This is a genomic window from Alloalcanivorax mobilis, from assembly GCF_002864685.1.
Classification (GTDB): domain Bacteria; phylum Pseudomonadota; class Gammaproteobacteria; order Pseudomonadales; family Alcanivoracaceae; genus Alloalcanivorax; species Alloalcanivorax mobilis.
In genome coordinates this window covers 31,922-56,949 of sequence record NZ_NMQZ01000009.1, presented here as the reverse complement: position 1 = coordinate 56,949, position 25,028 = coordinate 31,922, and the positions used below count along the sequence as shown (strand labels likewise).

At 64.1% G+C, this 25,028-nt stretch carries 23 protein-coding genes; 13 read left to right on the top strand and 10 right to left on the bottom strand.

The features are described from left to right. Positions 1-67 precede the first annotated feature (67 nt). The 9 genes from hisC (at position 68) to CGS25_RS07165 (ending at position 8,974) form a co-directional block, all read left to right on the top strand. The gene (hisC, locus tag CGS25_RS07205) at positions 68-1,171 is read left to right on the top strand and encodes a histidinol-phosphate transaminase (protein WP_101675049.1); all 1,104 of its coding nucleotides are present in this window, start codon (positions 68-70) and stop codon (positions 1,169-1,171) included. Between the two features lie 25 nt (positions 1,172-1,196). Next, entirely contained in the window at positions 1,197-3,434 is a 2,238-nt protein-coding gene (locus CGS25_RS07200; protein WP_089032551.1) for a bifunctional prephenate dehydrogenase/3-phosphoshikimate 1-carboxyvinyltransferase, read from the top strand. After that, the gene (cmk, locus tag CGS25_RS07195; protein WP_089032550.1) at positions 3,431-4,102 is read left to right on the top strand and encodes a (d)CMP kinase; all 672 of its coding nucleotides are present in this window, start codon (positions 3,431-3,433) and stop codon (positions 4,100-4,102) included. The genes CGS25_RS07200 and cmk overlap by 4 nt, the downstream gene beginning before the upstream one ends. A 194-nt stretch (positions 4,103-4,296) precedes the next feature. Beyond that, a complete protein-coding gene (gene rpsA / locus CGS25_RS07190; RefSeq protein ID WP_089032549.1) occupies positions 4,297-5,979 on the top strand; it encodes a 30S ribosomal protein S1 in 1,683 nt (560 codons plus the stop codon). Positions 5,980-6,047: 68 nt separating this feature from the next. Continuing rightward, complete coding sequence (gene ihfB / locus CGS25_RS07185; protein ID WP_089032548.1) at positions 6,048-6,416, top strand: integration host factor subunit beta; 369 nt, start codon at positions 6,048-6,050, stop codon at positions 6,414-6,416. A 45-nt stretch (positions 6,417-6,461) separates the two neighbouring features. Beyond that, positions 6,462-6,701 (top strand): DUF1049 domain-containing protein, encoded by a 240-nt coding sequence (locus CGS25_RS07180; protein ID WP_089032547.1) that lies wholly within the window; start codon positions 6,462-6,464, stop codon positions 6,699-6,701. Then, entirely contained in the window at positions 6,698-7,876 is a 1,179-nt protein-coding gene (gene lapB, locus CGS25_RS07175; protein ID WP_101675048.1) for a lipopolysaccharide assembly protein LapB, read from the top strand. Before CGS25_RS07180 ends, lapB begins: the two co-directional genes overlap by 4 nt. After that, on the top strand, positions 7,873-8,568 hold the full coding sequence (gene pyrF / locus CGS25_RS07170; protein ID WP_089032545.1) for an orotidine-5'-phosphate decarboxylase: 696 nt from the start codon (positions 7,873-7,875) through the stop codon (positions 8,566-8,568). The genes lapB and pyrF overlap by 4 nt, the downstream gene beginning before the upstream one ends. Positions 8,569-8,662: 94 nt before the next feature. Then, positions 8,663-8,974: a ComEA family DNA-binding protein gene (locus tag CGS25_RS07165; RefSeq protein WP_089032544.1), complete on the top strand. Its 312-nt coding sequence runs from the start codon at positions 8,663-8,665 to the stop codon at positions 8,972-8,974. A 231-nt stretch (positions 8,975-9,205) separates the two neighbouring features. Here the strand turns inward: CGS25_RS07165 and nth are convergent, their stop codons facing one another. From nth to CGS25_RS07150, 3 genes are all read right to left on the bottom strand, one after another. After that, on the bottom strand, positions 9,206-9,844 hold the full coding sequence (nth, locus tag CGS25_RS07160) for an endonuclease III (RefSeq protein WP_089032543.1): 639 nt from the start codon (positions 9,842-9,844) through the stop codon (positions 9,206-9,208). Positions 9,845-10,050: 206 nt separating this feature from the next. Continuing rightward, a complete protein-coding gene (locus CGS25_RS07155; protein WP_089032542.1) occupies positions 10,051-10,578 on the bottom strand; it encodes a glycine zipper 2TM domain-containing protein in 528 nt (175 codons plus the stop codon). Between the two features lie 786 nt (positions 10,579-11,364). Next, positions 11,365-12,078: an electron transport complex subunit E gene (locus tag CGS25_RS07150; protein ID WP_101675047.1), complete on the bottom strand. Its 714-nt coding sequence runs from the start codon at positions 12,076-12,078 to the stop codon at positions 11,365-11,367. Positions 12,079-12,231: 153 nt separating this feature from the next. Between CGS25_RS07150 and CGS25_RS07145 the strand changes: the two genes are divergently transcribed. The 3 genes from CGS25_RS07145 to def are packed head-to-tail and all read left to right on the top strand — an operon-like array spanning position 12,232 to position 14,692. Further along, on the top strand, positions 12,232-13,380 hold the full coding sequence (locus CGS25_RS07145; protein ID WP_089032540.1) for a pyridoxal phosphate-dependent aminotransferase: 1,149 nt from the start codon (positions 12,232-12,234) through the stop codon (positions 13,378-13,380). Continuing rightward, entirely contained in the window at positions 13,377-14,162 is a 786-nt protein-coding gene (locus CGS25_RS07140) for an amidohydrolase (RefSeq protein WP_101675046.1), read from the top strand. The genes CGS25_RS07145 and CGS25_RS07140 overlap by 4 nt, the downstream gene beginning before the upstream one ends. Beyond that, a complete protein-coding gene (gene def, locus CGS25_RS07135) occupies positions 14,159-14,692 on the top strand; it encodes a peptide deformylase (RefSeq protein WP_101675045.1) in 534 nt (177 codons plus the stop codon). Before CGS25_RS07140 ends, def begins: the two co-directional genes overlap by 4 nt. A gap of 168 nt (positions 14,693-14,860) precedes the next feature. Here the strand turns inward: def and rsxG are convergent, their stop codons facing one another. The 5 genes from rsxG to rsxA are packed head-to-tail and all read right to left on the bottom strand — an operon-like array spanning position 14,861 to position 19,872. After that, on the bottom strand, positions 14,861-15,505 hold the full coding sequence (gene rsxG, locus CGS25_RS07130; RefSeq protein WP_101675044.1) for an electron transport complex subunit RsxG: 645 nt from the start codon (positions 15,503-15,505) through the stop codon (positions 14,861-14,863). After that, the gene (gene rsxD, locus CGS25_RS07125) at positions 15,502-16,518 is read right to left on the bottom strand and encodes an electron transport complex subunit RsxD (RefSeq protein ID WP_101675043.1); all 1,017 of its coding nucleotides are present in this window, start codon (positions 16,516-16,518) and stop codon (positions 15,502-15,504) included. The genes rsxG and rsxD overlap by 4 nt, the downstream gene beginning before the upstream one ends. Continuing rightward, positions 16,518-18,719 (bottom strand): electron transport complex subunit RsxC, encoded by a 2,202-nt coding sequence (gene rsxC, locus CGS25_RS07120; protein WP_232802304.1) that lies wholly within the window; start codon positions 18,717-18,719, stop codon positions 16,518-16,520. The genes rsxD and rsxC overlap by 1 nt, the downstream gene beginning before the upstream one ends. Next, positions 18,716-19,291 (bottom strand): electron transport complex subunit RsxB, encoded by a 576-nt coding sequence (rsxB, locus tag CGS25_RS07115; protein ID WP_089032535.1) that lies wholly within the window; start codon positions 19,289-19,291, stop codon positions 18,716-18,718. The genes rsxC and rsxB overlap by 4 nt, the downstream gene beginning before the upstream one ends. Further along, a complete protein-coding gene (rsxA, locus tag CGS25_RS07110) occupies positions 19,288-19,872 on the bottom strand; it encodes an electron transport complex subunit RsxA (protein WP_089032534.1) in 585 nt (194 codons plus the stop codon). The genes rsxB and rsxA overlap by 4 nt, the downstream gene beginning before the upstream one ends. A gap of 262 nt (positions 19,873-20,134) precedes the next feature. Between rsxA and CGS25_RS07105 the strand changes: the two genes are divergently transcribed. Then, complete coding sequence (locus CGS25_RS07105) at positions 20,135-20,590, top strand: Spy/CpxP family protein refolding chaperone (protein ID WP_089032533.1); 456 nt, start codon at positions 20,135-20,137, stop codon at positions 20,588-20,590. Between the two features lie 421 nt (positions 20,591-21,011). Here CGS25_RS07105 and CGS25_RS07100 read toward each other — a convergent pair whose 3' ends face one another. Beyond that, on the bottom strand, positions 21,012-22,931 hold the full coding sequence (locus CGS25_RS07100; protein ID WP_101675042.1) for a hypothetical protein: 1,920 nt from the start codon (positions 22,929-22,931) through the stop codon (positions 21,012-21,014). 57 nt (positions 22,932-22,988) lie between these two features. Further along, on the bottom strand, positions 22,989-25,025 hold the full coding sequence (gene metG, locus CGS25_RS07095; protein WP_089032531.1) for a methionine--tRNA ligase: 2,037 nt from the start codon (positions 25,023-25,025) through the stop codon (positions 22,989-22,991). Between the last annotated feature and the right edge of the window lie 3 nt (positions 25,026-25,028).

Sequence of the window (25,028 nt, the reverse complement as noted above, 5' to 3'; positions counted from 1 at the left end):
CCGGCGTCTGGCGTCTGGCAACCAGGAACTTTAGAGCGACTCTCTACCGGCGATTTAGGAACAACTTATGACCTGCGACTTTATCCAATTGGCGAACAGCGGTGTGCAGCAACTGAGGCCCTATCAGCCCGGCAAGCCCATCGAGGAGTTGCAGCGCGAGCTGGGCGTGCGCGATGTGATTAAGCTGGCCAGCAACGAAAATCCCCTCGGGCCGAGCCATCGGGCCATGGACGCGGCGCGGCATGCCCTGGGGCAGAGCCATCTGTATCCGGATGGCGCAGGCTATTCGCTGAAGGCGGCGCTGGCCGAGCGGCTGCGGGTGGAATTCAGCCAACTGACCCTGGGCAACGGCTCCAACGATCTGCTGGAGATGATCGCCCACGCCTATTTGCGGCCCGGCGATGAAACCGTCAGCTCGGAGTACGGTTTTGCCATTTACCCGCTGGTGACCCTGGCCTGTTCGGCGAAACCGGTGGTGGTGCCGTCCAATTTGTACGGCCACGATCTGGCGGCGATGGCGGACGCGATCAACGAGCGCACCCGCATCGTGTTCCTGGCCAACCCCAACAACCCCACCGGCACCTGGTTCAACGCCCACGCGCTGGATGCCTTCCTGGCGCGGGTCCCGGAAGACGTGATCGTGGTGCTCGACGAGGCCTACTGCGAGTACGTGGAAGAAAGCCATTACCCCAACGGTCTCGACCGGCTCGCGCGGTACCCCAACCTGGTGGTGCTGCGCACCTTCTCGAAAATTCATGGCCTGGCCGGTCTGCGGGTTGGTTACTCGGTGTCGCACCCGCAGCTGGCGGATGTGCTCAACCGGGTGCGTCAGCCGTTCAACGTCAATATTCCGGCGCTGGCGGCGGCGGAAGCCGCCCTGGACGACATCGATCACATCGAAAACTCCAAGAGTGAAAACACCGCCGGTCTCGGGCAACTGGTGGAAGGGCTGGATCAGGCCGGTCTCGAACACATTCCGTCGGTGGCCAATTTCGTCACCTTCGACTGCGGCGGTGAAGCGGAGCCGGTGTATCAGGCGTTGTTGCGCGAGGGGGTGATCGTGCGCCCGCTGGGTGGCTACGGTCTGCCCCGGCACCTGCGTGTGACCACCGGCACCGCGCGGGAAAATGAACGCTTTCTGGCGGCCCTGAACAAAGTGCTGAAGCGCTGATGGCGATGCCTCGGGGAGCAACACCATGACCGCACCGTTGTTCAACCGGGTGGCGATCATCGGGCTCGGGCTGATCGGCGGCTCCCTGGCCGCCGCCCTGCGTGAGCGCGGGCTGGCGCGTACCGTGGTGGCGGGCTCGCGCTCGGCGCGCACCCTGGAGCAAGGGCTGGCGCTGGGCCTGATCGACGAGGGCAGCCAGGATCTGGCGGTGGCGGTGCGCGGCGCCGAGCTGGTGTTCGTGGCCACGCCGGTGTCGGCCATGGGCAAGGTGCTGGCGGCGCTGAAGCCCGGGCTGGCGGAGCGCGCCATCGTCACCGACGGCGGCAGTGTCAAAGGGGCGGTGATCGAGGCGGCCCGCGCCGCTCTCGGCGATCATTTTCCCCGGTTCGTGCCGGGCCACCCGATTGCCGGCAAGGAAAAGAGCGGTGTGGAAGCGGCGGATGCACACCTCTACGAGCAGCACCGGGTGATCCTCACCCCGGTGGCGCGGACCGACGCCGAGGCCCTGGCCCGGGTCGCCGAGGTGTGGCGCGCGGTGGGCGCCGAGGTGCTGGAAATGACCCCCGATCACCACGACCGGGTGCTGGCGGAAACCAGCCATTTGCCGCATCTGTTGGCCTTTTCGCTGGTCGATACGCTGGCCCGTCAGGGAGATTCCAACGAGATTTTCCGCTACGCCGCCGGCGGCTTCCGCGATTTTACCCGCATTGCCAGCTCCGACCCGGTGATGTGGCACGATATCTTCCGCGAGAACCGCCAGGCGGTGCTCGAAGCGCTGGCGCTGTTTCGCGATGGCATCGACCGTTTCCAGCGCGCCATCGGTGAAGACGACGCCGAGGCCCTGATGGGCATCATGACCCGGGCCAACGCCGCCCGGGCTCACTTTCTGGCCATGAACACGCGCACCTCCTACACTCGCGCGCGCCATTGCGATGATGAGACAGGCATGACTGAACAAAACAATCCGACTTTCGTGGTCGCCCCCGGTGGCCGCCTGCAGGGCCGCCTGCGGGTGCCCGGTGATAAGTCCATTTCCCACCGCTCCATCATGCTCGCCTCGCTGGCCCAGGGGGTCACCGAGGTGGAAGGGTTCCTGGAAGGCGAGGACGCTCTGGCCACGCTGCAGGCGTTTCGCGACATGGGGGTGGTGATCGAGGGGCCACACAACGGCCAGGTGACGGTGCACGGGGTTGGCCTGCACGGGCTGAAAGCGCCGGAGGAGCCCCTGTATATGGGCAATTCCGGCACTTCCATGCGCCTGCTCACCGGTTTGCTGGCCGGCCAGGCGTTTGACGTGGAACTGAGCGGCGATGAGTCGCTGGCCAAACGCCCGATGGAGCGGGTGGCCAAGCCGTTGCGCGAAATGGGCGCGCACATCACCACCGGCGAGGGCGGCCGCCCACCGGTGCGTATACATGGCGGCCAGACGCTTAAGGGCTTCCATTATGACCTGCCGATGGCGTCCGCCCAGGTGAAGTCCGCGGTGCTGCTGGCCGGGCTCTACGCCGACGGCGAGACCTCGGTCACAGAACCGGCACCGACCCGCGATCACACCGAGCGCATGTTGGGCGGTTTCGGCGTCAGCGTGCGCCGGGACGGCCCCACCAGCGCCGTGCGCGGCGGCCAGACGTTGACCGCCACCCGCCTGGAAGTGCCCGCGGACATTTCCTCGGCGGCGTTTTTCCTGGTTGCCGCCTCGATTGCCGCGGGCAGCGAGGTGACGCTGCCGCACGTGGGCGTCAACCCGACCCGCACCGGGGTGATCGACATTCTTAAACTGATGGGCGCCGACATTCGCCTGGATAACCCCCGCGACGCCGGCGGCGAGCCGGTGGCGGATCTGGTGGTCAGGGCGGCGCCTCTGAAGGGCATTGAGATCCCCGCCGAGCTGGTGCCGCTGGCGATCGATGAATTCCCGGCGTTGTTCATCGCCGCCGCCTGTGCCGATGGCGAAACCGTGCTGCGCGGCGCCGAGGAGCTGCGCGTCAAGGAGTCCGACCGCATTCAGGTGATGGCCGATGGCCTGGCCACGCTGGGGGTCGAGCATGAGGTGTTCGACGACGGCATCCGTATTGTCGGCGGCCCATTGGGAGGCGGAGAGGTGGAATCCCATGGCGATCATCGCATCGCCATGAGCTTTGCCATCGCCGGCTTGTGTGCCTCGGCGCCGATTACCATTCGCCACTGCGCCAACGTGGCCACCAGTTTCCCCGGCTTCGCCGATCTGGCGCGCGCCGCCGGCCTCGCCCTGGAGGTGCAATGATTCCGATTATTACCATTGATGGCCCGGTCTCTTCCGGCAAAGGCACGGTGGCGCGTCAGGTGGCGGCCCGCCTGAGCTGGCATCTGCTCGATTCCGGCGCGCTGTACCGGGTGCTGGGGCTGCACGCGCAGCGCCTGGGCGTGCCGCTGGATGACGAAATGCGGCTGGTTGATCTGGCCGAGCGCTTGCCGGTGACGTTCCGCGAGGGCAAAGGGGACACGGTGGTGATTTTGGACGGCGAGGACGTCGGCAATGAGATCCGCCAGGAACGGGTCGGTGAGCTGGCCAGCCAGGTGGCGGTGCTGCAGCCGGTGCGTGACGCCCTGTTCGCGCGCCAGCGCGCCTTTGCCCTGGCCCCCGGGTTGGTCGCCGACGGCCGCGACATGGGCACGGTGGTGTTCATCGACGCGCCACTGAAAATCTACCTGACCGCCAGCGCCGAGGAACGCGCCCGCCGGCGCCATGCCCAGTTGAAGGAAAAGGGCTTTGGTGCTACCCTCGCGACCCTCATTGAGGACATCCGTACCCGTGACGAGCGGGATATGAAGCGCGATGTCGCCCCCTTGAAGGCCGCCGACGACGCCGTGGTGGTCGATTCCACCGAAATGAGCGTGGATCAGGTGGTGCAGCGTATCCTTGATGAAGCCGCCGCCCGGTCTCTGACCTGACGCCCGGTTTAAAGAATATTCATAGCAGCGGCTTGAGCCGCGCCCCCGGAGCAAAACGAGGGCGCGGCTCAAGCCGCTGCTATGGTTGTTTGGTAACAGGCTCTCCCGCTTCTTACAGTAAGCCAGCTTGGAGCGGAGACCTTTTATAAATAACCCATGTCTGCTGGTTGGCATGTGTGCCCGTGAGAGACTCCATGACTGAATCTTTTGCCGAACTTTTTGAAGAAAGCCTCAAGGACCTTGACGTTGCCCGTGGTTCCATTATCAAAGGCACCGTGGTCGCCATCGACAGCGATTGGGTTACCGTTAACGCCGGCCTGAAATCCGAAGGCATCATCTCCCGCGATGAGTTTCTGAGCGAAACCGGTGAGCTGGAAATCGCCGAAGGCGACGAGGTGGAAGTAGCCGTTGATGCCATCGACGATGGCATGGGCTTCACCCGCCTGTCCCGTGAAAAAGCCAAGCGCGCCGAAGTGTGGGGCGAATTGGAAGTGGCTTTCGACAAGGACGAGATCGTCAAAGGTCAGATTTCCGGCAAGGTGAAGGGTGGCTTCACCGTCGATATCGGCCCGATCCGCGCCTTCCTTCCCGGTTCCCTGGTGGACATCCGTCCGGTTCGTGACGTGACCCACCTGGAAGGAAAAGACCTGGATTTCAAGGTCATCAAGCTCGATCCCAAGCGCAATAACGTGGTGGTTTCCCGCCGCGCAGTCATGGAAGCCGAACACTCCGCCGAGCGCGAAGCCCTGCTGGAAACCCTGCAGGAAGGCATGGTCGTCAAGGGTATCGTCAAGAACCTGACCGACTACGGCGCGTTCGTGGACCTGGGTGGCATCGACGGTCTGCTGCACATTACCGACATGGCCTGGAAACGCATCAAGCATCCCAGCGAAATCGTCGAAGTGGGCCAGGAAATCGAAGTCAAGGTTCTCAAGTTCGACCGCGAGAAAATGCGTGTCTCCCTGGGCCTCAAGCAGCTGGGCGAAGATCCGTGGCACGACATCGTGCAGAAATACCCGGAAGGCGCCAAGGTCAAGGCACGGGTCACCAACCTCACCGATTACGGCTGCTTCGCCGAAATCGAAGAGGGTGTGGAAGGCCTGGTTCACGTCTCCGAAATGGACTGGACCAACAAAAACATCCACCCCTCCAAAGTGGTCGAGATCGGCGACGAAGTAGAGGTGATGATCCTGGATATCGACGAAGATCGTCGTCGTATCTCCCTGGGTATCAAGCAGTGCATGTCCAACCCGTGGGAAGCCTTCGCCGAGAAATACCAGAAAGGCGACCGCATCAGCGGCAAGATCAAGTCGATCACCGACTTCGGTATCTTCATTGGTCTGGAAGGTGGCATCGACGGTCTGGTGCACCTGTCCGACATCTCCTGGGAAGAGCAGGGCGAAGATGCCGTGCGCAACTTCAACAAGGGTGACGAGCTGGAAACCGTGGTCCTGTCCATTGATGCCGACCGGGAAAGAATTTCCCTTGGAATCAAGCAGTTGACAGACGATCCGTTTGCTCAGTATGTTGCTGCCAATGAGAAAGGAACCATCGTTAAGGGTACCGTGCGTGAAGTGGACGCCAAAGGCGCCACCATTGATCTGGCCGAGAACGTAGAAGCAAGCCTGCGTGCCAGCGAGATCAGCCGCGACCGTGTCAACGATGCCTCCGAAGTGCTCAAGGTTGGCGATGAGGTGGAAGCCCGCATCACTAACATTGATCGCAAAAACCGCGTTATCACGCTGTCCGTGCGCGCCAAGGATCAGGTACAGGATCGTGAGGCGATGGACAATCTGTCCTCTGGTCAGGACGCCAATGCACCGAAAACCATTGGTGATCTGATCAAGCAGCAGATGGAAAACAGCAACGAGTCATAATGGCTCCTCCCCGGGGGCCGGCATTACGCCGGCCCCGCTGGGCCGAGGGCCCAGGGGAGTAAGGTGCAATGGCGTCAGCGTTAACCAAGTCAAAACTGATTGCCCGCATTGTCAGGAAAAACCAGCAGTTGTCTCCCAGGGATGTGGAGCTCGCTGTAAAAAGTCTGATCGATTACATGGCCGACACCCTCGCCGAGGGTGGCCGCATCGAAATACGCGGTTTTGGCAGCTTCTCCCTTCATTTCCGCGCCCCTCGCGTGGGTCGCAATCCCAAGACCGGTGCCAGCGTCAAGCTGGACGGCAAGTACGTTCCCCACTTCAAATCCGGCAAGGAACTGCGAGAGCGGGTCAACCAATCCCTTGAGGAAGAAACCTCCGGCGACACCCGCAATGGCAATGGCCGTAACGACAGCCGCTTCGACGCCGCCAACGGCTGAGAACCGAATGCTCCGGGCAAGGCTGACAGCTTCTAGGATGTTCTGATGCGAAATCTCTACCGTGTTTGTCTGGTGCTGGCACTGCTGCTGGTGTTTGGCGTGGCCTTCGTGTTCGTCACCGCCAACACCGCTCTGGTGACCGTGGATATGCTGGTCGCGGATTGGCAATGGCAGGTGTCCCTGGGGGCTCTGGTGATGGTGTTGCTGGCGCTGGGTCTGCTGGTGGGCCTGGTCACTGGCCTGGGCCTGAAAGGGCTGCGCGGCCTGTTCGGAAGCCGTTCATGAGCGAACCGCTTTGGCTGATTCCGCTGTTCTTTTTCGCCATTGCCACCGGGTTCTTTCTTGGCCGCCGCGAAGGCAAGCGGCGCCAGCGCAGGCGCATGGCATCGCTCTCCCAGGAATACGTCGCCGGCCTCAACTTTCTGCTCAACGAAGAGCCCGACAAAGCCGTCGAGACGCTGCTCAACAGCCTTGAGGTGAACGCCCAGACCCTGGAAACCCACCTCAGCCTGGCGCGCCTGTTCCGCAAGCGCGGCGAGTTCGACCGCGCCACTCTGATTCACTCCCATTTGCTTGAGCAAGGTGAGCTGGAGCGCTCCGTACAGGAGCGCATTCAACTCGAACTGGCCGACGATTACCTTGCCGGCGGCTTGTTCGACCGCGCCGAGGAAGTGCTGCTGGAAATGCTCGATCAGGATTGCGAACAGCGCGAACAGGTGCTGCGCAAACTGATGAACCTTTACGAGCAGGAACGGGACTGGCCGAGCGCCATTTCCATGGGCGAGCAACTGGTCAAGGGTGACGCCAAGATCGGTCCGTTGTTGGCCCACTATTGCTGCGAAGAGGCGGACACCCAGGCCTCGCGCAACGAGCTCAGCCCGGCGCGCCGCATGCTGCGCCGGGCGCTGGGCTTCGATAAAGACTGTGTGCGCGCCAGCGTGCTGCAGGGGCGCCTGGAAATGCGCGAGCAGGAGTGGGACGCCGCGATCAGTGCCTTCCGCCGCATCTGGAAACAGGACCAGGACTTTTTCGACGAAGTGCTGGATGAGTTGCGCCAGTGCTACCAGCACCTGGAGCAGGAAGAGACCTTCATCAAAATGCTCGCCGATTACAGCGCCGAGACGCCGAGCACCGCCCGGGTACTGCTGCTGGCCGAGCAATTGCGCGAGCGCTACGGCGACCGGGAAGCGGCGGAGTTCATCACCGATTACATGAAGGCCAACCCCTCGGTACGCGGCCTGCACCGTATTATCGACATGAATCTGCAGGGCTCCGCCGAGGGCGAAGCCCGCGAGCATCTGGGCGTGCTTAAGACGCTCACCGAGCGCCTTTCCAGTGACAAGACGATCTACCAGTGCCGCCGCTGCGGCTTCCAGACCCCGCTGCTGCAATGGCGCTGTCCCAGTTGCCGGCGTTGGGGCACGATCAAACCTCGCCCGGAAGGAGACTCGAAGCCGTGACCGTGAACAGCCCGATCATTGTTGCCCTGGATTACGCTAACGCCGACCACGCCCTGGCGATGGCCGCCCGGCTGGACCCGTCGCGGGTGCGGGTAAAAGTGGGCAAGGAACTGTTTACGCGCGCCGGCCCGGCGGTGGTGGAAGCGCTGCAGAACAGGGGCTTCCAGGTGTTTCTGGATCTCAAGTTTCACGACATTCCCAACACCGTGGCGGGCGCCGTGCGGGCCGCCGCGGAACTGGGCGTGTGGATGGTGAACGTGCACGCCAGTGGCGGCTCGCGAATGATGACCGCCGCTCGGGAAGCGCTGGCGGGCTTCGCAACCCCTCCCTTGCTGACCGCGGTGACGGTGTTGACCAGCCAGGACGGCAGCGACCTGGCCGAGGTCGGTCTTGCGTGCGAACCCAGTGAGCAGGTGGCAAGGCTCGCCACGCTGACCCGCGACAGCGGTCTGGACGGCGTGGTCTGCTCGGCCCACGAAGCAACATTGCTGCGTGAGCATTGTGGTGATGATTTCTTGCTGGTGACGCCGGGCATCCGGCCCGCCGGCCGCGCCGGCGACGACCAGCGGCGGGTGGTAACCCCGGCCGCGGCGCGGGAGCTGGGCGTGGACTATATGGTAATCGGACGGCCCATCACCCAGGCACAAAATCCCACGGAAGCAGTGGACGAAATCCTACAAACTTTGTCCTGATCAGAGCGCAACGATTGCCTGATCCGGCTGACAGCCAAGGTGGCATCAACCGCTTAGTCTGAGTCTCCTTAACCAACCACAAGGAGATAAGACCATGAAACATTATACCCTTCTGCTGTGTCTGGCCCTGCTCGGCGCCTTTCCCGCCGCCCAGGCCGCGACCGGCGATACGCCGGCCAGCGCCACCGCCGTCAGCGAGGGCGCGCCCGTCGCCGCCACCATCAACATCAACAGCGCCAGTGCCGAGCAGCTACAGGGATTAAAAGGCATCGGCCCGAAAACAGCCCGGGCCATCGTCGACTGGCGCGAACAGCAGGGGCCATTCAAGGCGGTGGACCAGCTCCTGGCGATCAAGGGCATCGGCGAAAAGACTCTGGCCCGCTTCCGCGATCAGGTCACCTTATAGATCACTGATGATGCGCTGCTGTGTTGTGCTTTTATCCGGCCGTTACCCCCTCCCCGTGCGGCCGGGCTTTTTGATCGAGGAGAAAGTTGAAAGTGAAAAGTCGAAAGCGCGGCCGGCAGCCATGTCGGCGTGCAGGCTATGTCCGCACCAGATCAGCCAGCAAACGCCACAGCCCCGCCGATGGCACGGTGCCCCTTTCAACGTTTAACTTTCAACTTCGACTCCCCAAACCTACCCAGGCCTCTGACTCACAGGAAACTCGCAAAGATCCGCGATGATGCACTCGCCGCATTTTGGTTTGCGGGCTATGCAGGTGTAGCGCCCGTGCAGGATCAGCCAGTGGTGGCAATCCCGCTTGAACTCTTCGGGGATCACGCGCATCAGCCGGTTCTCCACTTCCTGCACGTTTTTGCCCGGTGCGATCCGGGTGCGGTTGGAGACGCGGAAAATGTGGGTGTCGACGGCGATGGTGGGCTCACCGAAGGCGGTGTTCAGCACCACGTTGGCGGTTTTGCGGCCGACACCGGGCAGCGCCTCAAGCGCCGCCCGCGAACGGGGCACTTCACCCTCATGGTGCTCGATCAGTTGGCGGCAGAGTTTAATCACGTTGTCGGCTTTGGCATTGAACAGGCCGATGGTTTTGATGTGCTGTTTCAGCCCGTCGACACCCAGTGAGAGGATCGCCTGGGGCGTGTTGGCGACTGGAAACAGGCGGGCGGTGGCTTTGTTCACGCCGACGTCGGTGGCCTGGGCGGAAAGCACCACCGCCACCAGCAGTTCAAACGGCGTCTGGTAATTCAGCTCGGTGGTGGGCTCCGGGCGTTGCTCGCGCAAACGGCGGAATATCTCGGTACGCTTTTCCCGGTTCATGACACTCCGGTGCGAAAATAAAACAGGGCCCGGCAGTATACCGGACCCTGGGGCAGCGCTGAATTATTCCCTGATGATTCTGGCTTTCCGGCCTGATCAAGGCACGCCTTCGGCGCCATAGCGGGCTGCCTCGAGAAGGCGCTTTATCATGCGTGATTCACCGGCGCCCTGGCCGCCCTCCGGGCGGCGTCATCAGCGCGGGGCGGTCAGTCAGTGACCACCTTGCCCTCGACCACCGGCAGTTTGTCGCCGGGGTCATCGTCCATTTTCACGGTGTGGGTCTGCCCCGCCAGGCGGTAGGTGACCTTATAGCCGTCCTGCTCGCTGCGCGTTTCATTCACCGTTGAACAGCGTTGCTCGGTGGTGGTGTAGGTGTTGCCCGCCTGCATTTTTTCCTGGGTCTTGTTGCCGGCGTAACCACCGGCGGCGGCGCCCGCCACGGTGGCGGCGTCTTTACCGCTGCCGCCGCCGAACTGGTGGCCGATCACACCACCGACCACCGCGCCAATCACCGAACCGGCGATCTGATGCTGGTCTTTTACTGGTTTCTGACGCTGCACGGTGACGTCCTGGCATTTCTCGGTGGGCTCCTGCCAGGTTTTCATCGCTGGTTCCACCTTCACCACCTCGGCGTATTGGTCGGCGCTGTCAAAGGCGTTATAAGCACCGTAACCGATACCCGCCACGGCCACGACGCCCACCACGGTCAATGCCACGGTTCCCATTGTATTCATGATGGTCTCCTCATCCTGTTCCCGGATTCTTATTGGCAGTGTTGCCTGCCAGTACGACGGTATGCCTCTATTGAACGCTTTCCCGGCGGCAAATACCGGTGAATTTTGTATAACCCTGTTAAAACGAAATAGTATTTGAACTCGCTCAACTAAAAGGCGGGGGCATAAGGCAAGGATTTGAATAGAGGGACGGGATCGCGCTGAGAACGAAAGGGTCCATCGCGAATTAGCGGGAAAGTGTGCTGATTTATCGGGCTCGCTGGGCGGTGGCGGTGTGCTGAGGGTGAATCGAGGTCAAGGTGGGCCCGCCCGGGACACGCTACGAGCACGTCCCTGTGCGCTCGGGTTCGGCCGTCCATGGCCAAACACGGTCCCGGGCGGGCCCACCTTGCCCTCGATTCGGTGCCACTGGAGACGTTGCTCGCCGTCCTGGACGGACCCGACTTCAGCAAGCCCACGGCGACACCCCGGGCGGGTCCTGCTACCCAAGGCGGGCAACCGGGTCGGGCTGGCCAGGACCGTGTCCGGCCATGGACGGCCGGACTCGAGCCCGCACGGAGGCGTCTTTTTGCGTGTCCTGGCCAGCCCGCCCCGGTTGCCCGACCCCCGATGGAGAGACCAACCCCACCCCAAAAAAAACCGCAACCCGAAGGGCTGGCGCTCTTTTGTTTGGCCTCCAGCGTTGTTGTCGGTCCCCTATTTGGAATGAGCAAACGGCGCTCCCTCCGCCTAGCCGGAGGCCAAAATGACATCCAGCAGGCGGGATGCAAGCAGTGTGAACAGGCCCTAGCCGATCTTGCCGGTGGTGCGCACCCGCCGGCTGGGCCGTGGGGATGTATCCGGAGCCTGCTGGCGCCGGCCACTCAGGCGCGCGTCGGTGATGTTCTTGGCGGCGATCAGAAAGCCCAGGCCGAGGAACGCGCCGGGGGGCAACACGGCCAGCAGAAAACCCTGATAGTCGTCGATCAGTTGCAGGCGCCAGCCGGCGGCGGTGGGGCCAAACAGCAGCTCCATATTGGCGAACAGGGTGCCTTGGCCAAGCCATTCGCGCAGCCCGCCGAGCAGCACCAGCACCAGCAGGAAACCGCAGCCCATCATCAGGCCGTCGAGCAGGCTGGGCAGCAGCGGCTGGCGGCTGGCGAAACCGTCGGCGCGGCCAAGCACGGTGCAATTGGTGACGATCAGCGGAATGAAAATGCCGAGAATCTGATACAGCTCGAAGGTGAACGCCTGCATCAGCATTTCGATGGCACTGACCAGGGCGGCGATGATCATCACGAAGGCCGGCAGCCGCACGGTGTCGGTGATCCGATGGCGCAGCAGCGAGACCGCGCCATTGGAGGCCACCAGCACCACCAGGGTGGCCAGGCCCAGCCCCAACGCATTGACCACGGTGCCGCTGACCGCCAGTAACGGGCACAGGCCAAGCACCTGCACGGTGGCCGGGTTGTTGCGCCACAGGCCATCCAAGGCAATGCTTTTGTAATCGGGTTGGGCCATCGGTGCTCCGCGAGGTTCGGACAGTGCAGGCATAGGCGCCGGTCGGTGGCGCGCCGGGGCTGGGCGCAATGGTACACTCAACGCCGGGTTTCCCCGACCCCTTGTTAACCGGGGCCCCGATACTTTTTCACACTCCCTGCTACGGGACGGGATATGTTGACCAGTAAACTCCCCAACGTCGGCGTGACTATTTTTACACGCATGACGCAACTCGCGGAACACAGCGGCGCGATCAATTTGTCCCAGGGCTTTCCCGGTTTTGACGGCCCCCGCGCGTTGCGCGAAGCGGTGGGGCGGCACGTCATGGCCGGCCGCAACCAGTATGCGCCGATGGCCGGCCTGCCGGCCCTGCGCGAACAGGTGGCGATCAAGGTCGCCGGGCTTTACCAGCGTACCCTCGACGCGGACACCGAGATCACCATTACTCCGGGCGCCACCGAAGCCATCTTCTGCGCGGTCCAGACGGTGGTGGGCGCCGGTGACGAGGTGGTGGTGCTGGACCCCTGCTACGACAGCTACGAACCCTCGGTGCTGCTGGCGGGTGGGCGCTGCGTGCACGTGCCGCTGACGCTGCCGGACTTCGCGATTGACTGGCAGCGTCTTGGCGAGGCGATCACCGAACGCACTCGGCTGATCATCATCAATTCGCCGCACAACCCCAGCGGTGCGGTGATCCCCGCCGCCGATCTGGACCAGCTGGCGGCGCTGATTCGCGAGCGCGATATCTACCTGCTCGCCGACGAGGTTTATGAGCATCTGGTCTTCGACGGCCACCGGCACGCCAGCGTGTTGAGCCACGAAGAGCTTTACCAGCGGGCCTTCGTGGTCAGTTCGTTTGGCAAGACCTACCACGTGACCGGTTGGAAAACCGGCTATGTGGTGGCGCCGCCGGCGCTCAGCGCGGAGCTGCGCAAGGTCCACCAGTACGTTAATTTTTGTGGGGTCATGCCGATACAGTGCGCGTTGGCGGAATTCATGGCCGCCCACCCGGAGCATGTGCATGAGCTGCCGGCTTTCTACCAGGCCAAGCGCGATCATTTTTGCGATCTGCTGGCCGGTTCGCGCTTTACGTTCAGCCGCACCCCGGGCACCTATTTTCAACTGGCGGACTATTCCGCCCTCCGCGATGATTTGGACGACGTGGCCATGGCGGAATGGCTGGCGCGGGAAAAGGGCGTCGCGGCGATCCCGGTGTCGGTGTTCTACCAGCGGCCGCCGGCCACGTCACGACTTCTGCGTTTCTGCTTCGCCAAGCAGGAAGACCTGCTTGGCGAAGCGGCACAAAGGCTGTGTGAGATATGAACCGCTGCTCCGATCTGAAGCTGGCGCTGGTCCAGACTTCGTTGTACTGGGAACAGCGTGACGCCAATCTGGCTCATCTGGAGCAGCGTCTTGAACAATGCCAGGGCGCGCATTTGATTGTGTTGCCGGAAATGTTCACCACCGGCTTTTCGATGACGCCCGCCGGCGTGGCGGAGCCGGCCGACGGGCCGACGCTGGCCTGGTTGCGGACTCAGGCGGCGCGCTTGCAGACGGTGATCACCGGCAGCGTAATGGTGCGCACCGACGGCGGCGGTTACCGAAACCGTCTGTTCTGGGTGGGCGGCGATCAGCACGCGCATTACGACAAGCGGCACCTGTTCCGCATGGCCGGCGAGCACCAGCGTTACCAGGCCGGTGAGCGCGCGTTGACGGTAACGCTGAACGGCTGGCGAGTCCGTCCGTTGATCTGTTACGACCTGCGCTTTCCGGTGTGGAGCCGTGATGCGCGCAATACCGACCTTCTGCTTTACGTGGCCAACTGGCCGGCGCCGCGCCGGCTGCACTGGAACCGCCTTCTGGCGGCGCGGGCGATAGAGAACCAGTGTTACGTGGCGGCGGTGAATCGCATTGGCGAGGATGGCAATGGCCACCCCTACAGCGGCGACTCCCGCGCACTGGATTTCAACGGCGAGGTGCTGGCCGACGCCGGCGACCGCGACCAGGTGATGCACGTGACCCTGAACCAGGCGGCGCTGGCCGACTACCGGGAGGCCTTCCCGGCTTGGCAGGACGCGGACCGCTTTACTTTGGAGTTGCCATGATTCGTCCGATTTTGCGCATGGGCGATCCTCTATTGCTGCGGCCGGCGGCGCCGGTGCCGGCGTTTGACACACCGCCGTTGCACCGCTTGATCGAGGACATGGTCGACACCATGCGCGCGGTCGGTGGGGTCGGCCTGGCCGCGCCCCAGATCGGAGTCGAACTGCGCCTGGTGATTTTCGGCTTCCAGCACAGCGACCGATATCCGGACGCCGAGGCGGTGCCAGAGACGATTCTGATCAACCCCGAGCTGACACCGGTTGGCGAGGTGCTCGAGGAAGATTGGGAAGGTTGCCTGTCGGTGCCAGGTATGCGCGGGCTGGTGCCGCGCTACCGGGATCTGCTGTATCGCGGTTTCGATCCCTTTGGCGCGGTGATTGAACGTCGCGTTAGCGGTTTTCATGCCCGTGTGGTTCAGCATGAATGCGACCACCTGGATGGGATTCTCTATCCCATGCGCATTCGCGATCTGTCCTGTTTTGGTTTCTCCGATGCCTTGTTTGCGGAGGGCTCCCTGCCGCCGGAGGAATAAAACCTCTCAAGCTTCAGGTTACAAGTTTTAGGCTACAAGCTTCAGGCTACAAGCTTCAGGTTACAAGCTTCAGGCTACAACACGGGCGAGGCCGTGATGGCGCCAAGGCCGTGCCCGCGCCCCATCTGAAAACTGAAAACTGAAAACTGAAAACTGCCCCCCCCTGCCTTAGTCGCAGGCGCTGTCGAGTGCCACTTGCGCGGGACGGGTGAACAGAGTGCCGTCCTGATCGCGTAAATAGAGCAGGGCGCGATGCACCGCTTTGATCACCGCTCGGGGCGTGATAGTGGCACCGCTGAACGCATCGAACACGCCGCCGTCCTTGTGCACTGCCCAGCCGTCGGTGTCCGGTCGCCGAAGTGAATGTCCCTGGAAACTTTCAATCCAATCCGACTTGCGCCGTTCGATGGCGTCGCCGAGCCCGGGGGTTTCGTGGTGGGGCGGCACCACGCGCACGCCCAGCACCCGGCCATCGCGGGCCACGCCAATCAGCAGGTCGATGGCGCCGCCGTAGCCATCCGGCGCGGTGGCTTCCACCACCACGCCGCGGGCTTCGCCGTTGAGCCGGGCCCGATACAGCGTTTTCTCACCCGGCCCCAAGCGCGGGTCGCTGACGCGGATGGCATCCTCGCGCAGCCGGTTGTCGTGGCGTTGCGCCGGCATCACTTGGGCCAGGGCGGTGCTCAGCGCCGCCTGCCGGTTGCAGGTTACCTGCTCTTGCGTGGCCTGGTGGGTGAGCGCCAGCAGGCCGCTGGCGCCGAGCGCGAACAGCCCCAGAATAACGGCGTTACGTACCACCGCGCCGCTGATCACTGGCGCTTGCTCCGGTGGCCGTAGGCGGTGGGTCGGGTGTAGTAATCGATAAACGGCACCGCCAGGTTGAGCAGCAAGACGGCGAACGCCAGCGCGTCCGGGTAGCCGCCGAAGCTGCGGATCACCCACACCAGGACGCCGATCAGCAGCGCATAGATCAGCCTGCCCCGGGGGGTGGTGGAGGCGCTGACCGGATCGGTGGCGATGAAAAACGCGCCCAGCATGGTGGCGCCGGAAAACAAGTGGAACAGGGGGCCGGCGAAGCGCAAGGGGTCGACCAGGTTGGCGACGACGGCCGGCGCCGCCAGGCCCAGCAGAACACCCACCGGAATGCGCCAGCCGATCACGCGCCGCGCCAGCAGGTAGAGGCCACCGGCCAGGAAGGCCAGGTTCACCCACTCCCAACCGGCGCCGGCGACATGGCCATGAAGAATGGGCTGCTCGGCCAGCAGCGGAGCGTTGCCCACCCAGGTGCGGAAGGTATCCAACGGAGTGGCGCCGCTGAAACCGTCGGCGCCGGGCAGATCAAGGAACAGTGACAGGCTGTGCGACAACGAGAAAGGCTGGCCCGGCTCGGCCCAGCGGGTCATCGCCAGCGGGAAGGACACCAGCAGCACCACGTAGCCGACCATGGCCGGGTTGAACGGATTCATGCCGAGCCCGCCGTAGAGCTGCTTGGCGACCATGATGGCGAAACCGCTGCCGATCAGAATCAACCACCAGGGTGAGCCGGGCGGCAGCGACAGCCCCAGCAGCACCCCGGTGACCAGAGCGCTGCCATCGCTCAGGTGCAACGCCAACGGACGGCCGCGCAGGCGCAACATCAGGGCCTCGGCGGCCAGTGCCACCAGCGCCGCCCACAGCACGTTGAGCAACGGCCCGGCGCCGAACAACCATACCAGGGTCGCGAGCCCGGGCAGGGTGGTATAGAGCACCTGGCGCATCACAGCGGCGGTGCCAAGGGCGCCGGCGGTGTGGGGGGCGGGGGCGTTAATCAGAGGTTTCCTGGCCATTAATCCTCCACCAGGCCCTGGGCCCGCACCGCTTGCGTTAGTGCCTCGCGGCTGCGGTGCGCCTCGCGTTCCAGTTGCTTCAGTTCGGCGTCCCAGCGGCGCAGGGTGTCGGTGTCGGCACTGTCGCGGCCGGCACGCAGACGTTCGGCGTGCCGGCGCAGCGCGACTTCCGCCCGTGCCGCTTCCACCTTGAGGGTTTTCAAATCCTTGCCCGCGCGCTGTTGGAGGTCGCTCTTGGCCTGTTCCATCAGCGTGTCCAGGGCGGCACGCTCCTGGTCGGCGCGCGCTTTCAGTTGCGCCACGCGCTGTTCCATGCCGGCCACATCATTGTGATCGTTGCTCTGCGGGTGTTCCGCCTGGGCGCGCTGAGCGCGCTGCAGCGCGGCGTGCGCCTGTTTGTATTGTTTGTGGGCACGACCATAGGCGCTTTTCAGCGCTTTCAGGCGTCGTTCGCGTTGATCGCTGGCGGTGGCGGTGGGCGTTGCCTTGGGCGCCGCCGCCACCACTCCCGATGGCGCCGTGTCAGCCTGTGGGGCACGGCCTTGCAGGCGATCGGCCTGCTGCTTGAGGTCCGAGGCGCGCTGACGCAATTCCACGGCGTTGGCCGCGCCCTGGGCTTCGGCGGTGGCGGCGGCGCGTTGCGCGGCCTTATAGGCGGTGATCGCGCGGCCCAGTTGTTTTTTCTGGTTGCCGCCGTGGTGATCTGGCGCGGCGCTGGTGGCGGCGGCACGGTCCCGGTTGGCCTCCAGGCGGGCCCGGCGCCGTTGCTCTTTCTCCGCCTGCTCCCGTTCCAGGCGGGCTTGGCGCGCCTCGAAGCGCAGCCGCGCCCGGTCGGCTTTGATCTGCTCGTCATCGTGGGCGCGCAGCGCCTGCTTGGCGTAACGGTAATAGTGCACCAGCGGAATGTGGCTGGGGCAGACGTAGGCGCACGCGCCGCATTCGATGCAATCGATCAGATCGTTTTGACGGGCACGTTCGAACTGATCGCAGCGGGCGTGCCAGTAAAGCTGCTGAGGCAACAGGCTGGCCGGGCACACGGTGGCGCAGTCGCCACAGCGTATGCAAGCCTGCTCGGGGGGCGGCTCGGGCAGCTCGCGGGCGTCCGCGGCGATCAGGCAGTTGCTGATTTTCACCACCGGCACGCTGGTGTCGCTGAGGGTAAAGCCCATCATCGGGCCGCCCATCAGCAGACGTACCAGACGGTGGCGGTCCAGGCCGGCGTGCTGCAACAGCTGCTCCACTGGGGTGCCGAGCAAGACTTCATAGTTGCCGGGCCGGGCGACGGCGTCGCCGGTGACCGTGGTGATCCGCGAAATCAGCGGCTCGCCGTCGATCACCGCCCGCTTGATGGCGTAGGCGGTGGCCACGTTCTGGCACACCACGCCGGCCTGGGAGGGCAAGGTGCCGCTGGCGATCTCCAGGCCGGTGAGCAACTGAATCAGTTGTTTCTCGCCGCCGGAAGGATAACGGGTGGGCACCACCCGCAGCTCGCAATCGCGCTCGGACATCGCCGCCCGCAGCGCATCGATCGCCTCGGGCTTGTCGTCTTCGATGCCAATCAAGGTGCGAGAAGGGTTAAGCAGATGTTGCAGAATGTCGATGCCGATGGCGATCTGCCCGGCGCGCTCGCGCATCAGGCGATCATCGGCGGTGATGTAGGGCTCGCACTCCGCCGCGTTAATGATCAGCGTGTGCACGCGCTGGCCTTCGCCCAGGCGTGTTTTCGCGGCGCTGGGGAAGCCGGCGCCGCCGAGCCCGGCAATGCCCGCCTGGCGCAGCCGTTGCACCAGCTCGGTGGGCGCGGCGCGGCGATAATCCGGCCACGGCTCCAGGGGACCCCAGCGGTCTTCGCCATCGCTGTCGATGACGATACAGAGAGCGTCCCCAGCGGCGGTGCCGGGCACCGGGTGGGGCCCGATGGCGACCACGGTACCGGAGGTGCTGGCGTGGACCGAGGTGCTGACGGTGCCCTGGGCGTCGGCGATGCGCTGGCCTTTGAGGACCCGCTCACCCACCGTCACCCGTGGCCGGGCCGGCGCGCCGAGGTGCATGTTGAGTGGCAGTACCAGACGGTCGGGCGGCGGCCCGACGCGGATCGGTGCGGCGTTGGAACGCGCCTTATGCGCGGGCGGATGAACGCCGCCGGGGAAATCGTATTCCGATTCGGAGCGTCGTGCCCGGGTCCACAGATGGCGGATCACAGGTTGGTCACCGCCAGCCGTTGGGCCGGGCTGTGGCCGATACCGTCAGGCTGGCCCGCCGGGCTGCGCTCGCCGAGTGGCAGCATATCGATGCAGTCCACCGGGCAGGGCTCCACGCACAGATCGCAGCCGGTGCACTCGTCCTCGATCACCGTGTGCATCAGGCGCGCGGCGCCGACGATGGCGTCCACCGGGCAGGCCTGAATGCACTTGGTGCAGCCGATGCACTCCGCCTCGCGAATGAACGCCACTTTCTTTTCGCCGGCGTCGGCGCTGCCGTCGTCATCCAGAGCCAGGGGCTCTCTGCCGAGCAATTCGGCGAGGGCGTCCGCGGTGCTCTGGCCGCCGGGCGGGCAACGGTTGTGTATCTCGCCGGCGGCGACCGCCTCGGCATAGGGGCGGCAACCCGGGTGGCCGCACTGGCCGCACTGGGTCTGCGGCAACAGGGCGTCGATGCGCTCCACCACCGGGTCGCCTTCGACGCGGAATTTATCCGAGGCATAGCCGAGCAAGGCGCCAAACAGCGCCGCCAGAGCCAGCAATACCAGCACCGCGATCAACACCGCCGTCATGGTTTGATCAATCCGGAAAAGCCCATGAAAGCCAACGACATCAGGCCGGCGGTGATCAGGCCGATGCCGGGGCCACGAAACGCCTCGGGTACGTCGGCCACGGCGATGCGTTCACGCAGGGCGGCGAACAACACCAGCACCAGGGAAAAGCCCAGCGCCGCGCCCAGGCCGTAGGTCAGCGAACTCATGAACGTGGCGTCTTGCTGCCGCACGTTCAGCAACGCCACGCCGAGCACCGCGCAATTGGACGTGATCAACGGCAGGAACACCCCCAGCACACGGTATAACAGCGGGCTCGAGCGCTTCACGAACATTTCGGTGAATTGCACCGCCACCGCGATCACCAGAATAAAACTCAGCGTGCGCAGGTACTCCAAGTGCAGGGGCACCAACAGCCAGGCCCACATTAAATAGGAGAGCAGCGAAGAAAGCGTCAGCACGAACGTGGTGGCCAGGGACATGCCGATGGCGGTTTCCATGCGGTTGGAAACGCCCATGAACGGGCACAGGCCCAGAAACTGGACCAGCACGAAATTGTTGACCAGAACGGCACTGATCAGGATCAGAAGATAGTCGGTCATCGGCGTTTCCGGGGCGTTTGTGGCGCCATGGTTCTCTGCCGGGGCGTCGGTTTGACGCTCCCGGCGGCGATTTTAGCAAAATTTTCGTTTCCGGTGGCCCCCGCCGCAGGCCGCATGTGCCTTGAGCTGGCGGCGATCATGGCCTGGTCACCTGGCGCGCGGGCCCGCTCCGGGTGGAACCATCGATAAGATACGCAGCCTATGTTCCGGTAGGGTGGTCGACCATGGACTGCCATTGAAGACACGGATAGAGGAAAACCCTATGAAAATCGTAAAGCTCATGAGCATCGCCCTGCTGGCCGTCGGCCTCAATGCCACGGCCCTGGCCCAGCAACCGGGCCCCCAGGGAGGCGATCAGGTAGACCAGCTCGACCAACTGGTTAATTTGAGCGACAGCCAGAAAAAAGACATTCGCGGCATGATGCAGGATTCCGAAGCCAAGGTCATGAAACTGCGCATGGAAGCCCAAGACGCCCAGCAGCAGCTTGGCGAGCAGATCAAACCGGATTTCGACGAGGATGCGATTCGCGACAACGCCGAGCGCCTTGGCGAAGTCACCGGCGAAGTCACCGCCGAATCCGCGCTTCTGCAAGCGCGCATTCAGAAAACCCTGACCAGCGAGCAGCGCGCCACCCTTGAGCAGAAGGCCAAGGAGCAGCAGGAGCAGATGCGCAAAATGCAGCAACAGATGCAACAGCAGCAGCAACAACAGCGCTAACCGCTCCGGTTACGCTGCCCAGAAAGCCGCGGTTTTGCCGCGGCTTTTTTTATTCATCTTTTGGTGCATCGCGATTTAGGGTAAGCGGCTTTTTGGGGATCGTGATTGGGCTACTTGATTGGGAGCGCGGGGCAAGGGCTGTGCCTGGAGGGAGCTGTTTGGCCAGGGATGGCCAAACTAACAGCGACCAAGGATGGCTTGAGCGGTCCCTCCAGGCACAGCCCTTGCCCCGCACACGGAGCAGCGTCACCGCGCCGGGTCATCGCGCCGCCGGGTTGCGGCAGGGAAATAAGCCTGGCGGGGACTGGAACGCCGTCCGGCTGCGCCGGTTCGCGATCAAGGATGGCTCCTACAGCGGCTCCGTTGCTGGGTCGGTGTCACCCTGCTGAAAACTGAAAACTGAAAACTGAAAACTGATCCGCTAATCCGCGTCGCGGGGCTTAAAGCACACCGTGGTGCCGTCGCTGTTGAGGTGTTCGATGCGTTCCGGGCGACCTTTCGCGTCCAGGGTCACCAGGCCTATGCCGGCGCCGTTCCACAGCCGTTCGCCGGCGTCGCGGGGCTCCGGCAGGTAGGGGGTGACGGCGAGACGGCGCCGCTTGGTGAAGCCGTTGAGCGGCGACCAGGGCGCGTACAGCCAGCGGTTGAGCCGGTCGAACCAGCTCAGCAGGCGATCGGGAAAGCGGTTTTTCAGGCCGCTGTCGGTAAGCTGCCAGATGCGCGGGCCGTGCTGGCGCTGACGAATGCGCACCCGGTACACGAAGGAATAGTGGACGTCGCCGGAGAGCACTACGTAATTCGCGGGGGTGCGCGAATGGCGAAAAATATTCAGGATCACTCGCGCGGCGCCGCGGTGAGCCATCCAGTTTTCCGCGTCCACGGTGAGGGGTTTGCCGGCCAGGGAAAACAGCTTCTGCACGGTTTCTATCAATTTGACGCCAAAAATCGGCGCGGGGGAAACAATCACCGCGGCGGGTTGATTGAGTAACTCCTGTTGCAGCTCGGTGAGCGCTTCCCAATCCATCAGACCGGAGGGGCGTGTGGGGCTGCGTTCGCTGCGCCAGCGTCGGGTGCGGGTGTTGAGCACCACGATCTTGGGGCTGCCGGGCAGGCTGAAGTGCCACCGTTCAAAGGTCAGCAGGCGGTCGATCAAGGCATCGTGCGGGGCTGCTTGCAAGTCGCCATCGGCGCCTTCTTCAAGCAGCGTGACGAGGTCGTCCAAGGGTTCTTCGAAGGCCTCCGGCTGATTGCCCCAGCCCTGGCAGAGCAGGTAGCCGATCAGTGCATTGCCAATGATGCGGCGCGAGAACGGGTGGCCGTAAGCGGTGGCTTCCCAGGCGGCGGTCAGGTTCCAGTCGTCGGTGACGTCGTGGTCGTCGAACATCATCACCGTGGGCAAATGGGCGAGCACCCGCGCGGCGGCGGGCAAGTCGGCGACAAAGCCGTCGATAATACGCTGCTGATTTTGCGCATCGATGCGCTGGTCGTCGTCTGCCCCGACCATCGGGGCGGGGTCGATCAGCCGCCAGGGTAATGGCGACCAGACCAGCAGATACATGGCCAGCACTTCACTGAACGTCACCAGGTGACGGCGGGCGCTGTCGGTGGTGAAAATTGGCTTTTTGACGCCGCCGAAGAAACGCTCGCGCAGCGCCCGGTTGACCTTGAGCGCCGGCAGCAGCCGTTGCCGATGGTGGTTGTCGGGATGGCGGTACAGCTCGTCACTGTGGCGCACCACTGCCCCTTCCAGGGGCTCGCCGGGCAGGCCGAGCTGTTTGATCAGCGCTTGAACGGCGCACAGCATCGGCGCGGACACATCGTCCGCGTAGATCTGATCGCCGGTCAACAGCAGCAGGGCGGGGCGCGCTTTCGGGTCGGTGGGGCGCTCGGCAATCAGGGCGTCGGCGCGGGTCAGGCCATCACGGCTGGGGTGGTGGGGCTTGCGGCAGGAGCCGTACAACAACTGCCGGCGCTCGCTGTGGACCACGAAGGTGGGGTGGCGCTCGCCGGCGTAGAGCAGGTGGCTGGCCCAGTCGGCGATGCCGGTGCCGTCCGGCAGGCACAGGTCGTAGCCGATCAAGGCCGCCTCGGCGAGCGGCGCTTCAAGATGCAGATCAATCAGATGCAGAAACGCCTGGCGGCCCAGCGGCACCACGCGGCAGGGCAGTTGTCGCGCCGACCATTGGCGGCTGGGGCCGTCGGCGCCGTTTTCGAACAGCTTCAGGGTCAACGCCAGGCGCCGGCTGGCGACCAGCCACAGCACCAGCCGTTGCGGCTCCAGCCGCCTCAGTATCGGGCCGGCCAGCACCGGCGGGTTACTGCGAAGCGCGGAGTCGGCCACGGTTAATCCTTTTGCCTGCGGGAAGGGCCCCGGCCGCGCGAAGGCGCGGCCGGAGGATCAGCGTACTTCCATGCCGGGCTGGGCGCCGCTGTCCGGGGCAAGCAGGAAGATGTCCTCGCCGCCGGGGCCGGCGGCCAGCACCATGCCCTCGGAGAGGCCGAATTTCATCTTGCGCGGCGCCAGGTTGGCGACCAGCACCACCAGCCGGCCCTCCAGTTCCTCGGGTCGGTATTTGGCTTTGATGCCGGCGAACACATTGCGTTCCCCCCATTCGCCCACGTCCAGGGTCAATTGCAGCAGCTTGTCCGCGCCGTCCACGTGCGCCGCGCGGCTGACCCGGGCGACCCGCAGCTTGACCTTGAGGAAATCGTCCAGGGTGATGGTGTCCGCGCTGTCGTCATCGGCCGCTGCGTCGCTGGTCGCCGCCTGGGCCTTTGGCTCGGCGCGGGTGTGGGTGTCCTTGGAGTCGTTCAGCATGGACTCGATCTGGGCCATGTCGACCCGGGCCATCATGGCGCTGAACTTATTGATGTCATGCTCAAGCAACAGTTGCTGATGGTCGGCCCAGGTCAGCGGCGCGATGTTGAGGAACGCCTCGGCGCGCGCCGCCAGCTCCGGCAGCACCGGCTTCAGATACAGGACGAGCAGGCGGAATACGTTGAGCGCGGTGGCGCACACCGCCAGGACTTCTTTGTCGCGGCCTTCTTCCTTGGCCAGGGTCCAGGGGGCCTTTTCCGCGATGTAGACATTGGCGTGATCGGCCAGGGTCATGATCTCGCGCATCGCCTTGCTGAACTCGCGCTGTTCGTAGAAGGTGGCGATGCGTTCCGCCGCCTCCTGGGCTTCGCGCACCAGCAGCGGGTTGTCCAGGTCCGGCCCCAGGTTGCCGCCGAATTTGGCGACGAAATTGCCGGTGCGGCTGGCGATGTTGACGACCTTGCCGACCAGGTCGGTGTTAACGCGCTGGGCGAAGTCTTCCAGGTTGAGGTCGAAATCGTCCACCCGGCTGTTGAGCTTGGCGGCGAAGTAATAACGCAGGTATTCCGGGTTGAGATGATCCAGATAGGTGCGGGCCTTGATAAAGGTGCCCCGGGATTTGGACATCTTGGCGCCGTTCACGGTGACGAAACCGTGGCTGAAAATGGCGGTGGGCTTGCGCAGGCCGGCGCCGTCGAGCATCGCCGGCCAGAACAGGCCGTGGAAGTTGATGATGTCCTTGCCAATAAAGTGATAGAGCTCGGCGTCGGAATCCGCCTTCCAGTACTCGTCGAAGTCCCAGCCTTCGCGGTCGCACAGGTTCTTGAAGCTGGCCATGTAGCCGATCGGCGCGTCCAGCCAGACGTAGAAATACTTGCCCGGGTAGCCGGGAATCTCGAAGCCGAAGTAGGGCGCCTCCCGGGAGATGTCCCAGGGCTGCAGATCCTCGATCCATTCCTGAAGTTTGTTGGCCACGCCTTCCTGCAACGACCCCGAGCGGGTCCATTCGCGCAGCAGCGGCTCGAACCGGGGCAGGTCGAAGAACAGCTGGATGGTCTGTTTCTCCACCGGGGTGGCGCCGCTCACCGCCGAATAGGGGTCGATCAGATCCGAGGGTGAATAGGTGGCGCCGCACACCTCACAGTTGTCGCCGTATTGATCCGTGGCGCCGCATTTCGGGCAGGTGCCACGCACGAACCGGTCAGACAGAAACATGCCCTTTTCCGGATCGTACAGCTGGGTGATTTCCTTCTCGAGGATGTAGCCCGCGTCTTTGTTGCGCTGGAAGATCATCTCCGAGAACGCCCGGTTCTCCGGACTGTGGGTACTGTAGTAATTGTCGAAGCGGATCTGGAAGTCGGCGAAATCCCGCTCGTGGTCGGCCTTCACCGTGGCGATCTGCTGCTCCGGGGTGACGCCGTTTTCCTCCGCCTTGAGCATGATGGCGGTGCCGTGGGCGTCGTCGGCGCACACGTACAGGCACTGTTCGCCACGCAACTTCTGGAACCGCACCCAGATGTCGGTCTGGATGTATTCCAGCAGGTGGCCCAGGTGGATGGGCCCATTGGCGTAGGGCAGGGCACTGGTGACCAGGATCTTGCGGACTTGTTCACTCATAGG

What these genes read in the sequence shown, in the direction of transcription:
- hisC (WP_101675049.1), top strand. Translation starts at nt 68, where the DNA reads ATGACCTGCGACTTTATCCAATTGGCGAACAGCGGTGTGCAGCAACTG.
- CGS25_RS07200 (WP_089032551.1), top strand. Translation starts at nt 1,197, where the DNA reads ATGACCGCACCGTTGTTCAACCGGGTGGCGATCATCGGGCTCGGGCTG.
- cmk (WP_089032550.1), top strand. Translation starts at nt 3,431, where the DNA reads ATGATTCCGATTATTACCATTGATGGCCCGGTCTCTTCCGGCAAAGGC.
- rpsA (WP_089032549.1), top strand. Translation starts at nt 4,297, where the DNA reads ATGACTGAATCTTTTGCCGAACTTTTTGAAGAAAGCCTCAAGGACCTT.
- ihfB (WP_089032548.1), top strand. Translation starts at nt 6,048, where the DNA reads ATGGCGTCAGCGTTAACCAAGTCAAAACTGATTGCCCGCATTGTCAGG.
- CGS25_RS07180 (WP_089032547.1), top strand. Translation starts at nt 6,462, where the DNA reads ATGCGAAATCTCTACCGTGTTTGTCTGGTGCTGGCACTGCTGCTGGTG.
- lapB (WP_101675048.1), top strand. Translation starts at nt 6,698, where the DNA reads ATGAGCGAACCGCTTTGGCTGATTCCGCTGTTCTTTTTCGCCATTGCC.
- CGS25_RS07165 (WP_089032544.1), top strand. Translation starts at nt 8,663, where the DNA reads ATGAAACATTATACCCTTCTGCTGTGTCTGGCCCTGCTCGGCGCCTTT.
- nth (WP_089032543.1), bottom strand. Translation starts at nt 9,844, where the DNA reads ATGAACCGGGAAAAGCGTACCGAGATATTCCGCCGTTTGCGCGAGCAA.
- CGS25_RS07155 (WP_089032542.1), bottom strand. Translation starts at nt 10,578, where the DNA reads ATGAATACAATGGGAACCGTGGCATTGACCGTGGTGGGCGTCGTGGCC.
- CGS25_RS07150 (WP_101675047.1), bottom strand. Translation starts at nt 12,078, where the DNA reads ATGGCCCAACCCGATTACAAAAGCATTGCCTTGGATGGCCTGTGGCGC.
- CGS25_RS07145 (WP_089032540.1), top strand. Translation starts at nt 12,232, where the DNA reads ATGTTGACCAGTAAACTCCCCAACGTCGGCGTGACTATTTTTACACGC.
- CGS25_RS07140 (WP_101675046.1), top strand. Translation starts at nt 13,377, where the DNA reads ATGAACCGCTGCTCCGATCTGAAGCTGGCGCTGGTCCAGACTTCGTTG.
- def (WP_101675045.1), top strand. Translation starts at nt 14,159, where the DNA reads ATGATTCGTCCGATTTTGCGCATGGGCGATCCTCTATTGCTGCGGCCG.
- rsxD (WP_101675043.1), bottom strand. Translation starts at nt 16,518, where the DNA reads ATGGCCAGGAAACCTCTGATTAACGCCCCCGCCCCCCACACCGCCGGC.
- rsxB (WP_089032535.1), bottom strand. Translation starts at nt 19,291, where the DNA reads ATGACGGCGGTGTTGATCGCGGTGCTGGTATTGCTGGCTCTGGCGGCG.
- rsxA (WP_089032534.1), bottom strand. Translation starts at nt 19,872, where the DNA reads ATGACCGACTATCTTCTGATCCTGATCAGTGCCGTTCTGGTCAACAAT.
- CGS25_RS07105 (WP_089032533.1), top strand. Translation starts at nt 20,135, where the DNA reads ATGAAAATCGTAAAGCTCATGAGCATCGCCCTGCTGGCCGTCGGCCTC.
- metG (WP_089032531.1), bottom strand. Translation starts at nt 25,025, where the DNA reads ATGAGTGAACAAGTCCGCAAGATCCTGGTCACCAGTGCCCTGCCCTAC.